The following is a 13782-nucleotide window of genomic DNA, read 5'->3' on the forward strand; positions in this document are numbered from 1 at the left end:
ACGGTAACGCGGTAACAGACCGTGAGAGAGCAGTTATCAGATGGAGACCGAACCGTAATAGGTAATTACCGACCACGAACACGGTTCGATTTGCGACCGACGTATCCCGTCTCTCGTCGCGCATGGACGGGGTCCGATTTCCGATCGTGCACATCTCGATCGCGTCTGCCCGAAATGACTACACGTAATCCGTTACTCAACCGACGAGACGCGCGCACCACATCGCTTGCATTCGTTACCATGGCCGATGCGACGCTTCGTCCGCCCCGCTGTTTCGTGCAGCGTCCTCGAAGTCTCCGGCGGACTGACCGACAGTCGCCCGTAGTGACCGATTTCGTGACGGTCTCCGACGAGCAGCACGTTGCTTATGCGTACTACCGACCCGATCTCTACACATGAGCGTTGAAGATCGGAAAAAGCGAGGAATAGGGCTCTGTGTCGACTGCGGGGCAGCGTACGCCGTCCGTGAGAACCCCGATGGAGCGCTACTCCCCATCGGTAGTCGTAACGGCTGCTCGTGTGGCGGAACCGTATTCGAGGAGATAGATTCGGAAACCGCTCTCGACTACGATGAGACCGGCTGGACCAGTGAAAACGACTGATCGCTATCGCTCGCGGACCGACTGATACCCCTGTCGGCCCGAATCGTTCTCGGTTCTCGAGTGCGTGCCGGACATCGTCATCAGTCGCCTGATGGGCCCGATGGGCGTTGAATTCTCCCCACCGTCCAGTTCGCTCGCCCGGACGAACTCGCTACGCAATGACCTCACCCCCGTGACGACTGGGTAAGGTCTCCGGGTCCGGGATAGTCACGTCGACGCCAGCTACAGAGTCGCGGTTCAGTCGCGCGTCGGTATCGCGGTCACCACAGCGGTGGGCTCGATCGTTATCGTCACCGAAAACACGGCGGAACCGGTCGGTGACGTGAGCCCCACAGTGCTGGCACGTCGAGTTGTCGACCGACGGTCAGGGCGCGGCCGTCACGCCGACCACCTCCCGGTAGCCTGTCGGCTACGTGGTAATATACCGAAATCGAGAATTGAATTTTCGGCCGCCTCAGGGGTATGAGACGCTAAGAGTTGAACACTTGGATAAATTCGAGTGGGACCGCGGTCGCAGCTTCGCTGCTCCCTGCTCTCATTTTCATGCCTCACGTCACAGCGGTCGCGACGCTCCCTCGTTCGTTGCGTCGTGAAAATGGGACCGCCGAGAATTGAACTCGGGTCCTACGGACCCCATCCGCAGAGGATACCACTACCCCACGGTCCCGCACGTGATCCGATGGGTGTCTGCCGCTTAAGCGTGTCGTTTCGTGACCGGTACGTCACTCGGTTCCGTGGCCACCGACGGCGATACCGCTCAGACGAGTACCCGCTCGAGGTCGACCACGACGCCCGCATCGGCCTCCGCGTCGCCGGTCAGCTCCCCGAGACAGACGGCCGCGCCGTCCGGCGTGTAACAGGCGACCAGTGTTCCCCGCTCGATGTCGTCGTCGACCTCGAGAACGCCCGGTGCGTAGACGGGTGCGCCTTCGGCCACTTCGCGGGCCGCATTCTCCGCGATGACGACGCTCGGGATCCCCTCGAGAATCCGTTCGGCGGGGTCGACGAGGTCGTACAGCGGGCCGGGATCGTCGTCTTCGATCCAGAACCCGAGCGCGTCGAGGAACTCCTGTGCGTTGTGGAGCATCCGGTCGTCGAACGGGTCCGTGGCGGTCCGGCGCAGGTGGCCCATGTGGCCGCCGGTGCCGAGCGCCAGTCCCAGGTCGTGGCACAGTTTCCGAACGTAGGTACCGCTCTCGCAGCGAATCCGCAGGAGGAGTCGTCGCTCCTCGGTCTCGAGGACCTCGAGATCGTACAGTTCCCGCACGCGGAGACGGCGGGAGACCGCACTTTTGCGGGGCGGTTTCTGGTAGATCGGCCCCTCGAACTCGGCGACGACGGACTCGGCGTCGGCGGGAACCGGTCCGTGGCACTCAAGGACGGCGACGTATTCCTTGCCGCCTTCGAGAAAGACCTGTGCGAGCCGGGTCGCATCGCCGAGCATGACCGGGAGACAACCGGTCACTTTCGGATCGAGCGTTCCGGCGTGAGCGGCGCGGTCGATCGTCGACTCGACGCCGCGCTCGGCGAGCGTCTCGACGACGGCGTCCCGGAGCCAGCCGCTGACCTGATGGGAAGACGGGCCGGGCGGCTTGTCGAGGTTGACGACGCCGAACGTGAGCAGTTCGGCGGGCGACCGCTCGGTTGGGGGACCACGAAGAGTCATCAGAAGTCGTACTCGACACCGGTCACGCGTGCCTTCCCCTCGTCACCATCAGCGGTGTAGCGTTCGACGGCAGTGACGAGCATGTCGAGGACGGCGTCGGGTTCCCAGCGGGCCGTGTTGACAGACAGATCGTAGATAGTGAGGTCCCGAATGTCGATGCCGTAGTACTCCTCGTAGCGCTGGGCCTCGCTGGCCTCGCGGGCCTGCGTTTCTTCGGTCGCACGCGCGGGATCTTTGTCCTCGCGCTCTGCGATCCGCTCGCCCCGAACCCGCGGTGGCGCGTCCAGCCAGAAGCGGAAGTCCGCTTGCTCGCCGGCGAGCCAGCCGGCGAGTCTGGACTCGAGGACGAGATCGTCGTCCTCGACGGCGATTTCGCGCAGTCGTCGGTCGAGGTCCCGATCGATCTCGTCGTTTTCCTCGGCGAGCTTGTTGAACTCGAGGGGCGTGTAGCCGCGTTCGTCGGCCAGTTCCCGGAAGATGTCGCCGCCGCTGACGTGGTCGAGATCGAAGGCCTCGGCCAGCAACTCGGCGGTCGTGCTCTTCCCGCTTCCCGGCGGGCCGGAGACGGTAAGTAACATACTCACTCTGCGAGGGGGCACCTAAAATGGGTTTTGAATGATCGAGCACGGGCCCCGGTCGTCTCCGCCAACGCGGTCTGGAACGAACTATAAAACCGCGTCGACGGCGGTCCCATTTTCACGACGCAACGAACGAGGGAGCGTCGCGACCGCCGTGACGTGAGGCGGGAAATGGGTGCAGGGAGCAGCGAAGCTGCGACCGCGAACCGAGTCGGCTCAGGCGCCCGAGGGAGACATATCGATGTTCAGCGACTTCCGAAGCAGCTGGGAGAATCCCATCGAGCACAGGAAGTACCAGACGATCCACGCCGGCATCGGGCCCACTAGTCCCGAATTCCACTCGACCGTCCCGACGAGGGGCATGACGGCAGTCGCTTCCGCGCCGTCGATGCCGACCGTCTGAATCTTCCAGTACATCCAGAGGAACAGCGGGATCGTCAACAGCATGATCCAGACCATCGGACGGAACTGCTCTTTGAACATCCCGAGGTTGTCCGCCATGGCCTCCATCTGCTCCTCGCGGGCGCGCTCGAGTTCGTCCTCGAGCCGTTCGATTTCCTCCTCGCTCGCGCCGCGTTCCTCCGCTTCTTTCTTTTCCTGCCGGATCTCTTTTTGTTCCTCCTGGACCGCCTTCATCTGCTCCTGGTACTTCCCCATGACCTCGGTGTCCATCAGGTTCGCCTGAAGCAGTGAGGAGTAGAGGCCGGTGATCAGGGCGACCGACAGGATCACCGCATAGAACGGTAACGCCGCATCGAGGGGACCGAGAACGACGTCGATCGTACTGCCGACGACGGATCGGATCGAATCGAACCAGTAGCCGGGCATCAACAGGAGCGCACCGACGCCGGCGAGCTTGTCCCACTGCGACCAGCTCGATTCTTCGTCGTCGACGTCGACGTCGGCGCTGGCCCCGCCACCGGTGCTCTCGGCGTCACCGTCGAGGGCCCGATCGAAGGCCTCGCGATCGGCGATCTCGAACCCTTGGTCGCCGTCGATTAGTACTCCTTTCTCGATTAGCCGCCCCCACTGGCCGCTCGTCAACTCGTCGCTGACGTCGGCCCACTGGACCTCGCCGCCGTTTCTGTCGGCTCTCTCGCGGATGGCCTCGAGGGCGTCTGCCATCGAGGAGTCCTCGCGGACGAGGGCGTCGATCTTCTCGGCTGTGCGCGTCATCTGGTTGTGCTAGGCGTCGTCCGGTATACAAGTGTTTTTCTTCGGTGGGGAGACAACGAGTGTCCGATCCATCCCCGGTGAATAAAATACGTATCGTAACGGTTCGCAAAAGATAGTGGCACGTGGACAACACGTTAATTGTTTCTATCATTTAAGATTTGGAATCTGACTGTTCGTTGGAAGAGAGAAGAATACCGATAAGATGGCCGTAACCGAGTGTTATCGGGTTAATAACTCGACTATAAGATCGTTATAAACTATCCTGAAAGGTTTGACCAGACGAATGACTTATACAATGAACTGACTATCACAAAACCAATGATTTCGGGACGAGGGAGTGAATCGTTTCTATTATCGGAGCGGGGGCAATCAGCACTGATCGGGGTCATCCTGCTGATCGGCATGGCTGCAACGGTCAGCGTCGGGGTTCTTCTCGTCGCCGGCGACGTCATGAACGGCGCCGAGCAACAGTCGCAAAACCAGCGAGTCGAACAGGGATTCGTCGAGCTCGGTCACGAGATGTCGACCGTGTCGGTCAGCGACGACTCCTCGCGGACGGTCTCGTTCGAGGCGGGCGATTCAGGGGCAGTAACGAAGACGAAAGCGGGCTGGATCCATATCGAGGGTGGGGACGTCGATATCAATCGGTCGATCGGTGCCGTCGAGTACGTGGGTGACGACGGAACGGTCGTCGCCTATCAGTCGGGTGGCGTCTGGCGAGAAACGGGGAACAAGACGCGGATGCTCTCCGCGCCGAACATCGATTACGATTCGGAAGACGAAACGCTGTGGTTCCCAATTACGACCCTCAGCGGGAGTCAATCGCTTGATTCCGGAGACGTCTCGATCGAGCACAACAGTACGGATCCCATCGGGAACGTGACGTTCGTCGAAAACGATACGGTGACCGTTACGATCCAGAGCGATTACTACCGAGGGTGGGAGCGATACTTCCGAACCGAAGCAGGCGGTGCATCCGTCCAGAACGTCTATCACGAGAACCGGACGGTAGACGTCTTGCTCGGGTACGACGACCTCGATGGAGCCTTCGAACAAGGTGCAACGATCGGCTCTGACGAAGACAAGCATTTCGAGGATAAACACGACAAGATCGGCGAGGATTACGCGATGGGGACACCGCTACCGGAGATGGATCCCGTTATCGACGAGATGGTCACGGACGCGAAAGCCGGTGACGTCGACAAAAACCTCTCTAACAGTACGTACTCTAACCCATTGGACGATGGAACGTACTTTATCGAAGAAATCGACGGAAACGAGGAATACAATTTCGATCTATCGGACGGAAACGCGACGCTGATCGTCGAAGAGGACGTGGATCTCGAGGGATCGATCAACGTCGTCGACCACAGCGATGATCACGTGTTGCGTATCTATGCCGGAGGAAACCGGTTCGATTTAGACGGGACCGTGTGCGTCGACACCGGGAGTGGATGCGAACAGAGAGCCGAAATCATTCAGTTCTACGGTCCATCGACTATGGGTGTCGACCTGGGGCCGAGTAGTGGCGGGACCTTCGAAGGAGTACTCTACGTCGCGTCTTCCGAAGAGAAATCGGACGACTGGTGGGAAGGCACTAGCGGTGGTGGCTCTTGCAAAGAGGAATATCAGGTCCGCATGCAAGCGAGTGGGACTGATTTCAATGGATCGATGGTCGCCTACTCGGTCTGTACCCAATCGAACTCGATGCAGTTCGATTACGATGAGGATCTCGCGGGCGCAGAGATCGACCCGTATCCCGAAGATTACACGCTCCCCCCGCAGATCACGTACCTGAACATCGCCGTTCACGAACTCGACGTCGAAAACAAGTAACGACCGCTCACCGGCCCAATCAGGATCGGGTCGGTCAGCGACTTGATAACTAATTTTCGGAAGAAATCGAGTCGTCGAACGTACCGACGCAACGATCACAACGACGGACCGAGGAGTGGCACCGTCCAGTAACGAAGTTACGCGTTCCGTTCGATGGTCGATTTCACGTCCGCCCAGACCTCGTCCGGTGCCTGCTCGCCGTCGACGCGCTCGAGGTCGCCCTGCTCCTCGTAGTGCTCGATAACCGGTTGGGTGTTCTCCTGAAAGACCGAGAGTCGTTCTTTGACCGTCTCTTCGGTGTCGTCGTCCCGCTGGACGAGTCGGTCTTCGACCTCGGGGTCTTCCGGCGGGTTGTACTCGAGGTGGTAGATGTCGCCGGTTTCGGGATCCATACGGCGGCCGGTAAGGCGGTGAACGAGCTCCTCCTCGCTGACGTCGAGGTACAAGACGACGTCGAGCTCGGTCATGTCCTCGAGTTCTTCGGCCTGCTCCAGGTTCCGCGGGTAGCCGTCGAGAACGAAGCCGTCCGCCTGTGAGAGCGCTTCGTCGACGATGGCGTTGACGACGTCGTCGGGGACGAGTTCGCCCCGGTCCATGTACTCGCCCGGGGTGTCGTACTCCGTGTCCATGTCGGAGATGTCCATCTCCTTGTTGTTTCGGAGCGCGTCGCCGGTCGTGATGTGATCGACGTCGAACTCCGCCGTGATCTTTGCACTTTGGGTCCCCTTGCCCGCCCCGGGCGCACCCAGGATCAGGATTCGTGGCTGTGCCATACGCCACCGTTCAGGGGCACCACATAAAGGCTTAAAGAATCGGGCACGTGCATCCGGGTATGACTCGCTTCGAGGCCGCCGACCCAGTCGAGCGACGGAAGTTGTACGTCGACGCGATCACCGCCCATCGCAACCGTGACAGCGGATTCCTTACGCTCGAGGCCGACGAAACGGTCCTCGGCGTCGACACGGACGACGCCGACGACGTAGCAGCCCGAGACAGTTCGGACGACGAATCGGACGAGACGGCCGCCGAACTGGGGGTCCCGTGGGTCCAGTTCGGTGACGGAACGGTCAATCTCGACTGTACGGACGACGAACTGGATGCACTGAAGACACTCCTCGGCGAGTTCCCGGCGTTCAAGATCGACGAACTAACTCGGCCCGAAGAGGTCGACGGCGTGAACGTCCGGATCAGCGCGAAGGCGGATCCGAATCGGATCGCCCAGTTCGTCGACGACGTCTTTCTCGAGGTGTACGACCTCCCGTCGGCGTTTCGCGTCTGGGCCGTCGAGGTGTGAGCCATCGGCGAACGCTCGGTCCAAACGCACGGTCGGAACCGTACGCGACGGACGTTCGTCCTTTTCAGAGGGGGTGTCCCCTGCGATCTCGAACGACCGTTGCTGGTGGCAGCGCCCGACAATCGGACGCGACTGATCTGACGGAGACGACGCCGCGATACCGTCGAGACCAACGACCGCTGCTGAGTATTCTCGTGACACGACTCCCGTTCTCCGCCGAAACGGTCTATCGATCAGCGCGCGCCAGTATCCACGCTGAATATACCGACTTCGCAGCGCGAACGCTTACCGGACGAACGACGTCCCACCGACGGATCGCACTCGAGGCGAACACGTTCGTCACAAAAGCGATACAGCGGGCCGACGTGTTCACGCGGAGACTCGAGCGACGTGCAACAGCGACAGAAAAAAGGGTGTCGGGTCCAACGGAACAGTGATGAACCGTAACGAACGAAACGATTCGGGACGGAAACCGGGTCAACTGGCCGACGTATTGGTGACTGATAGACGGCATCAGTCGGGCGGTTTCCAAATAGATAAGTGCCCCCAGACATCATCCTCCGACATATAACTGGAGTTCAAAAGAGGTGAACACAATCATCAATCTACTGACAACCCCGATGCAGGGAACACGTGTCGACGTGTTCGAGCAGATCTTCCTGGTCTTCCTCGGACTGGGTACGCTCGTCGGTATCGTCGTGATCGCGTACGTCTTGTACAACGCGTACAAGTACCGTGATACCGGCGAACCAGCCGATGACGAAGATCTGCCATCCGTCGGGGAGTTACCGACAGGCGGAAAGGGCGGCAAGAAACTGTTCCTCTCGTTCGGCATCAGCGCCGTCATCGTCATATCGCTGGTGATCTGGACGTACGGGATGCTCCTGTACGTCGAAGACCCGGCCGACGGCAACGACGAGCAACAGGAAGCACTCAACGTCGACGTGACCGGCGCGAACTTCGCCTGGTTCTACGAATACGAGAACGGAATCGAATCGACGTCGACGCTCCGGGTCCCCGCCGGCGAGCGGGTCTGGATCCGGGCGACATCCGGCGATGTCTGGCACGCGTTCGGCATACCCGAACAACGGGTGAAAGCCGACGCGATTCCCGGCGAATACAGCGAAACGTGGTTCGAGACCGACGCATCCGAAGCCGGTCAACAACAGGAGATCCAGTGCTTCGAGCTCTGCGGCGAGTTCCACACATCGATGGTCGGTAGCCTCCAGATCATGGAGCCCGACGAGTTCGACCAGTGGATGGACGAGCAGCTGACGATGTCGTTCACGATGGAGGATCAGAACGAGTCCCGCGTCACTGAGGGCTACGAACTGACCCTCGAACACCAAGAGAACGACAGCGTCGAGGACCGCACCTACACGGCCGACGACTTCGAGAACGGCACGATCGAAATCAACGATATCGAGCAAGCCGGCCTCTACAACGTCACGATCGAGCCGACCGACGGCCAGTTCGAACCGATCGAAGAGCAGATCGACATGACCGGTCCGGTCGACGAGACCTACACGCTCGAAATGAATGCAGCGGAAAGCGATACCAATGCAAGCGAAACTAACGACGGAGGTGGGAACTGATGAGTGACCTCCCGCCGATGGATTCGGTCAAGCGCTGGCTGGTCACGACCAACCACAAGGACGTCGGCATTCTCTACATGGTGACCGCGATGTTCTTCCTGGTCTTCGGCGGCGTCCTCGCCCTGCTGTTCCGCGCTCACCTGTGGGAGGCCGGCGGCACGGGACTGCTGACGAACGACCAGTACTACCAGTCCGTCAGTACCCACGGCCTGATAATGGTGTTCTGGTTCCTCTCACCGATCGCAACCGGGTTCGCGAACTACTTCGTCCCACTCCAGATCGGGGCGAAAGATCTCGCGTTCCCCCGACTGAACGCCTTGAGTTACTGGTTCTACCTGTTCTCGGGCATCCTCCTCGGGATCTCGTTCTTCCAGGGCGGGTCGTTCTCGGGCGGCTGGACGATGTATGCCCCGCTGAACGTTCCCACGTATACGCCCGCGATGCAGGCGACGACGGGCGGTAACGCGACAATCCTCGCGTTGACCCTGTTCACAATCTCGATTACGGTCGGGACGGTAAACTTCCTTACCACGATGCACCGCTCCCGTGCGGAGGGGCTCGGCCTGTGGAACCTACCGATGTTCTCCTGGTCGTGGCTCCTGACCGTCTGGATGATGCTGTTCGCCTTCGCGGCGCTGCTGGCAGCACTCCTCTTGCTCTCGGTCGACCGACTGTTCCTCACGCAGTACTTCGCGACCGACCAGGGCTCGAGCCTATTGTGGGCGCACATCTTCTGGTTCTTCGGCCATCCGGAGGTCTACATCGTCTTCTTCCCCGCACTGGGGATCATGTTCGAGACGTTCCAGACCTTCTGTGGCCGGCGGCTCGTCGGTCGGAAGTGGGTCATCATCGCGATGGTCCTGGTGGCAGTCCAGTCGTTCCTCGTCTGGATGCACCACATGTTCCTGTCGGCGATCAACCTCCCGATCAAGACGCTGTTCATGGCGACGACGATCGGAATCTCGTTGCCCTTCGACCTGATGGTCTTCGCACTGATCTACACGATGGTCAAGGGCCGCGTCCGGTTTACGACGCCGTTCCTGTTCTCGCTCGGTGCGCTGGTGCTGTTCATCATCGGCGGGATCACCGGCGTCTTCCTCGGTGCGGTCGTCCTCGACTACGAGTTCCGTGGCACTTACTGGGTCGTCGCCCACTTCCACTACGTCATGGTCTCGGGCGTCACCGCGCTGGTCGGAGGCATCTACTACTGGTGGCCGAAAATCACCGGGAAGATGTACTCCGAACGACTCGGCAAGCTCAACTTCGCGGTCTACTTCGTCGGGTTCAACCTGCTGTACTTCCCGATGTTCATGGCCTGGGAGACGCCGCGGCGCGTCTTCCACTTCGCCGAGAGCGCAGAGATCTACCACCAGCTGGCGACAGTCGGAGCGTTCGTCTTCGGCGCGTCCTTCCTGATCATGTTCTTCACGCTCGGGAAGAGTCTGCTCTCGGGCCCCGACGCACCCGACAACCCGTGGACGTACTCGCGAACGGCCGAGTGGGCGATCCCCTCGCCGCCGCCGCTCGAGAACTGGCCGGACCGACCGAGCTACGCCAGCGGCAAACTCGAGTTCGTCAACGACGCCGCGACCGCGACCGACGGCGGCGTCGCACAGGAAGCCACCGACACGGCGGCCGCGAGTCACGAGGAGGAACACGCCGACCACGCCAGTATCTGGCCGTTCGGCATCGGCGTCGCGGCATTCACGTTCTTCCTCGGACTGAGCGGCATCACGCCGTACGTCTTCTCGTTCGTCGAGTCCAACATCGCGAGTGACGTCGGAACCTTCGTCACGCTGGACTCGGCGCCCGAACAGAGTATCGTCTATCCGATCCTGCTGGCAGTCGGGATCGGCCTCCTCGGGATCACGCTGTTCCAGTTCGGTCGCGAACAGTTCGATGCCCCCGAGATGGCCGTCGCCGAGCAGTGGCCGTTCGGCGGTGTCAGCAACGAGAAGCTGGGCGTCTGGTTCTTCCTGGCCTCGGACGTCGTCGTCTTCGGTGCCGCGATCGGCGCGTACGTGTTCATGCGCATCCACATGGGCTGGGGTGACTGGCACCTCGATACCATCACTCAGGCCGGCCTGTTCAACACGTACGTCCTGATCACGTCGAGTTTCACCGTCATCCTCGCACACGTGATGGCCGAACGCGGGAACAAGAAGGGACTGCTCGCGATGCTCAGTACGACCGTCCTGCTCGGACTCGTGTTCATGGGCGTCAAGGCATTCGAGTACAACACCAAGTTCTCCCACGGTGACTACTGGTTCAGCGGGATCGAATACTCGCTGTACTTCGTGACGACCGGCCTGCACGCGCTGCACGTCATCCTCGGCCTGCTCGTCGCCCTGTTCATGATCTACCGGGTCGTGAGCATCGACGCCTACCTCGAGGACCACATGCCGGTGGAGTACTTCGGTCTCTACTGGCACTTCGTCGACATCGTGTGGGTGTTCCTGTTCCCACTGTTCTACCTGATGTAGCGGATCGCCGCTACACGGGTTTCGGCGTCTAACGGCTGTCAGATTCGGTTTCTCGATTCTCGACTCGATACCAACTGAGAGGCGATAGTAGTCACTGCACGTCGATGCACGCCCGATCGTCCGACAGCTCTGTGCGATCAACGAGTGAATAGTTGCAGTGACTACTCCAACGGACCCTTCGCTGGGACCCCGGTCCGACTGCGACGGGCGGATGCGATACTGACAGTTCCTGCGGTCGTCGGCTCCCGGACTGTCGCTCGAGTAACGACTGGGACTGTCCCCGACCGCGTGCTCGACGGAACACTCGAGTCACCGAAGCGTTCGATGACCGCGTAGTCGGCGGCCGTTCGTCGACGCGTATCGACCGGGTCGTCCTCGCGGAGCGGCCTCGAGACGTCACCGGCGGCCGGTCCGACGACGTGCAATGGCAGTGAGGAAGACGCCGAGGACGAGGGCACCGACGGCGAACAGGGGTTGCGAACGGAATCCGGATCCGTCGGTCCGGTCGGCAGTCGCGTTCGAGTCGTTGGCCATCGTCGACTCGACGCCGCCGCGAGCCTCGACGAGCGCGTCGGCGGTGGCTTCGGCGTCGACGATACCGTGTCCATACCGGCTGTCGATCGTCGCACCATCGCTCTCGTCGACTGTCGCGTTGCTGCCGGGGACGTAGCTCTCCGGCACGCGAGCCGTCCCGGTAAGCGCGAGTTCGATTTCCTCGGGTGTCGCATCGGGTTCGATCGACACGAGGAGCGCGATCGTTCCGGAGACGTGTGGCGCGGCCATCGATGTTCCCGGCATCGCCATGTACCCGCCCGGAACGGCGCTGACGACCGCGACGCCGGGTGCGACGACGTCGGGAACGATGTACGATTGCGGTGCGTTCCAGTCGTCCGGTGCACCGACCCACTCCGCTCGATCGAGCCGTTGTCCCCCGGAAAACGAGGGAACGGTCCCGTTTCCGTCGATCGCGCCGACGCTGATCGTCTCGTAGACGTTCCCGGGCGAACCGGAGGTCTCCGGACCCTCGTTCCCGATGGCCCCGACGACGATCGACCCGCTGTCCCGCGCGTTTCTAACTGGATCGATAAACGGTGCGAGCGTCCCGGTTACACCGAGGCTCATGCTGATCACGTCGGCGTCCTCCCGAACGGCCCACTCCATGCCAGCGACGACCTGGGCGAACGAGCCGCTCGTATCGCTCAAGACGAGTCCGTGGAGCAACTCCGCTTCTGGCGCGACGCCGATCGCGGTGCCGGTCGTCGCCCCGCCCGCGACCGTCCCGCTGACGTGCGTCCCGTGAGAGCCCGTATCGTGAGGCGTCGATCCCGCGACGCGGCCACCGGTCGCATCGAACTCCGCCCAGCCGCCGGGATAGGTCGGATCCGACGGATCGTCGGTCGCCAGCTCGATGTCCGGATGACTCGCGTCGACGCCGGTGTCGAGAACCGCAACACGGGCCCCCTCCCCCTGCGTATCGTAGGCGTCCCAGACGGCGGGCGCGTTCACCTGGGCGAGTCCGGCCGTCGTTCGGCGGGCGTTTGCTGTCGGAGCGGTCGATCCCGACGCCGCCGCGTTGACGCCGGCCGGCTGATCGGGAACGGACACCGCGAAGTTCTCGTGGACGGCCTCGACCGCGCCGAACCGTTCGAAGACCTCGTAGTCGACGGCGTCCGTATCGACGTCGATCAGGACGGCGTTGGTCAGCCAGAACGTCTCCTCGGCCTGCAGTCCGTTCCGCTCCCGTACGTACTCGAGCAGCGGGTCCTGTGTCGAGTCGGCGTGATTCTCCAGTCGACGTTCCGTCGCGGCCTCGCTCGCCGTTTCGGGGACGGTCGCTTCCGCGAGCCGAACGACGACCTCGACGGTCGTCCCGTTGGTGGGGAGATCCTCGTCGATGACGATCGAATCGTCAGCGGGTTCGGAAGCAGCGTCGGTAGCAAAGGATGCTCCGAGTGCGACCGGACCGAAAACGGATGCGACCACCAGGCAGGCGACGACGGCGAAGACGGAGAGGCATACCCTACCCGAGCGACCGGAGGCCATGATACCAGTACTGGGTAGTCACCGAACAAAGAGATTCTGGAGTGCGAACCGATCGAGTATCGGCGCTCCGAGACGAGTCACGCACTATCCGAGCAGACGTTCGATCGACCGTGACCCGGCGTTGTTAGTAGCCCCGACCGACTCACTGTCCCGCCCAGACCAGCGCATAGATGAACGTAAACAGGAAGTACACGAGGAATACCGAGATGGCCGCTTTGAAGTGGAACGTAAAGAGGTCGTACTCTTCGTCGTCGCGTTCGTCCTCGAACGCGTCTCGTTCGCCCTCCGAACACTCCTCGGTGTGGTCGACGCCGATGTGAAACGTGGCGTATCGCTCGGCTCGGAACGGCCGGCCACAGTACGGACAGGTCGCGCCGGGCGCTTCGTCCGCGGGCACCTGATACTCTCGCTCGAGCGCTCGATCGGTCGCCATTCGGTCGACCGTTGTGGCGGCGCGAGGAAGTGTTTGCCGGTTCGATACCTCGCGGGCGGGGCGGAAATCGGTCGTC

General features: G+C 61.6%; 11 protein-coding genes, 1 tRNA gene and 1 pseudogene. 5 read left to right on the forward strand and 8 right to left on the reverse strand.

From position 1 onward, the window contains the following. Window positions 1-395: 395 nt before the first annotated feature. Window positions 396-602, forward strand: coding sequence for a hypothetical protein (locus NDI89_RS01615; protein WP_277519755.1), 207 nt, complete (start codon window positions 396-398; stop codon window positions 600-602). Window positions 603-753: 151 nt separating this feature from the next. Here the strand turns inward: NDI89_RS01615 and NDI89_RS01620 are convergent. The 5 genes and pseudogenes from NDI89_RS01620 to NDI89_RS01640 form a co-directional block, all read right to left on the reverse strand. Next, window positions 754-993, reverse strand: a pseudogene (locus NDI89_RS01620) (DUF7563 family protein). A gap of 205 nt (window positions 994-1198) precedes the next feature. Beyond that, window positions 1199-1269 (reverse strand) — tRNA-Pro (locus NDI89_RS01625). A 90-nt stretch (window positions 1270-1359) separates the two neighbouring features. Then, the gene (locus tag NDI89_RS01630) at window positions 1360-2268 is read right to left on the reverse strand and encodes an RNA-guided pseudouridylation complex pseudouridine synthase subunit Cbf5 (protein WP_277519756.1); all 909 of its coding nucleotides are present in this window, start codon (window positions 2266-2268) and stop codon (window positions 1360-1362) included. Further along, window positions 2268-2846 (reverse strand): (d)CMP kinase, encoded by a 579-nt coding sequence (gene cmk, locus NDI89_RS01635; RefSeq protein ID WP_277519757.1) that lies wholly within the window; start codon window positions 2844-2846, stop codon window positions 2268-2270. Before cmk ends, NDI89_RS01630 begins: the two co-directional genes overlap by 1 nt. Window positions 2847-3062: 216 nt before the next feature. Next, on the reverse strand, window positions 3063-4022 hold the full coding sequence (locus tag NDI89_RS01640; RefSeq protein WP_277519758.1) for a DUF106 domain-containing protein: 960 nt from the start codon (window positions 4020-4022) through the stop codon (window positions 3063-3065). 318 nt (window positions 4023-4340) lie between these two features. On the opposite strand from NDI89_RS01640, the gene NDI89_RS01645 reads away from it, so the two are divergent. Continuing rightward, window positions 4341-5858: a DUF7289 family protein gene (locus NDI89_RS01645; RefSeq protein ID WP_277519759.1), complete on the forward strand. Its 1518-nt coding sequence runs from the start codon at window positions 4341-4343 to the stop codon at window positions 5856-5858. A gap of 137 nt (window positions 5859-5995) precedes the next feature. Here NDI89_RS01645 and NDI89_RS01650 read toward each other — a convergent pair whose 3' ends face one another. Beyond that, entirely contained in the window at window positions 5996-6631 is a 636-nt protein-coding gene (locus NDI89_RS01650; protein ID WP_277519760.1) for an adenylate kinase, read from the reverse strand. A gap of 59 nt (window positions 6632-6690) precedes the next feature. Here NDI89_RS01650 and NDI89_RS01655 point away from each other — a divergent pair, with 59 nt between their 5' ends. The 3 genes from NDI89_RS01655 (at window position 6691) to NDI89_RS01665 (ending at window position 11230) form a co-directional block, all read left to right on the forward strand. After that, window positions 6691-7152, forward strand: coding sequence for a DUF7975 family protein (locus tag NDI89_RS01655; protein WP_277519761.1), 462 nt, complete (start codon window positions 6691-6693; stop codon window positions 7150-7152). A 620-nt stretch (window positions 7153-7772) separates the two neighbouring features. Continuing rightward, window positions 7773-8747: a cytochrome c oxidase subunit II gene (gene coxB, locus NDI89_RS01660; RefSeq protein ID WP_277519762.1), complete on the forward strand. Its 975-nt coding sequence runs from the start codon at window positions 7773-7775 to the stop codon at window positions 8745-8747. Then, entirely contained in the window at window positions 8747-11230 is a 2484-nt protein-coding gene (locus tag NDI89_RS01665; protein WP_277519764.1) for a cbb3-type cytochrome c oxidase subunit I, read from the forward strand. The genes coxB and NDI89_RS01665 overlap by 1 nt, the downstream gene beginning before the upstream one ends. Before the next feature lie 396 nt (window positions 11231-11626). Here the strand turns inward: NDI89_RS01665 and NDI89_RS01670 are convergent, their stop codons facing one another. Together NDI89_RS01670 and NDI89_RS01675 are read right to left on the reverse strand one after the other, a co-directional pair. Next, the gene (locus NDI89_RS01670) at window positions 11627-13273 is read right to left on the reverse strand and encodes a S8 family serine peptidase (RefSeq protein ID WP_277519765.1); all 1647 of its coding nucleotides are present in this window, start codon (window positions 13271-13273) and stop codon (window positions 11627-11629) included. Window positions 13274-13415: 142 nt separating this feature from the next. Beyond that, complete coding sequence (locus NDI89_RS01675; protein WP_277519767.1) at window positions 13416-13706, reverse strand: DUF7410 domain-containing protein; 291 nt, start codon at window positions 13704-13706, stop codon at window positions 13416-13418. Window positions 13707-13782: the final 76 nt, after the last annotated feature.

It is taken from the genome of Natrinema salsiterrestre, assembly GCF_029502005.1.
Classification (GTDB): domain Archaea; phylum Halobacteriota; class Halobacteria; order Halobacteriales; family Natrialbaceae; genus Natrinema; species Natrinema salsiterrestre.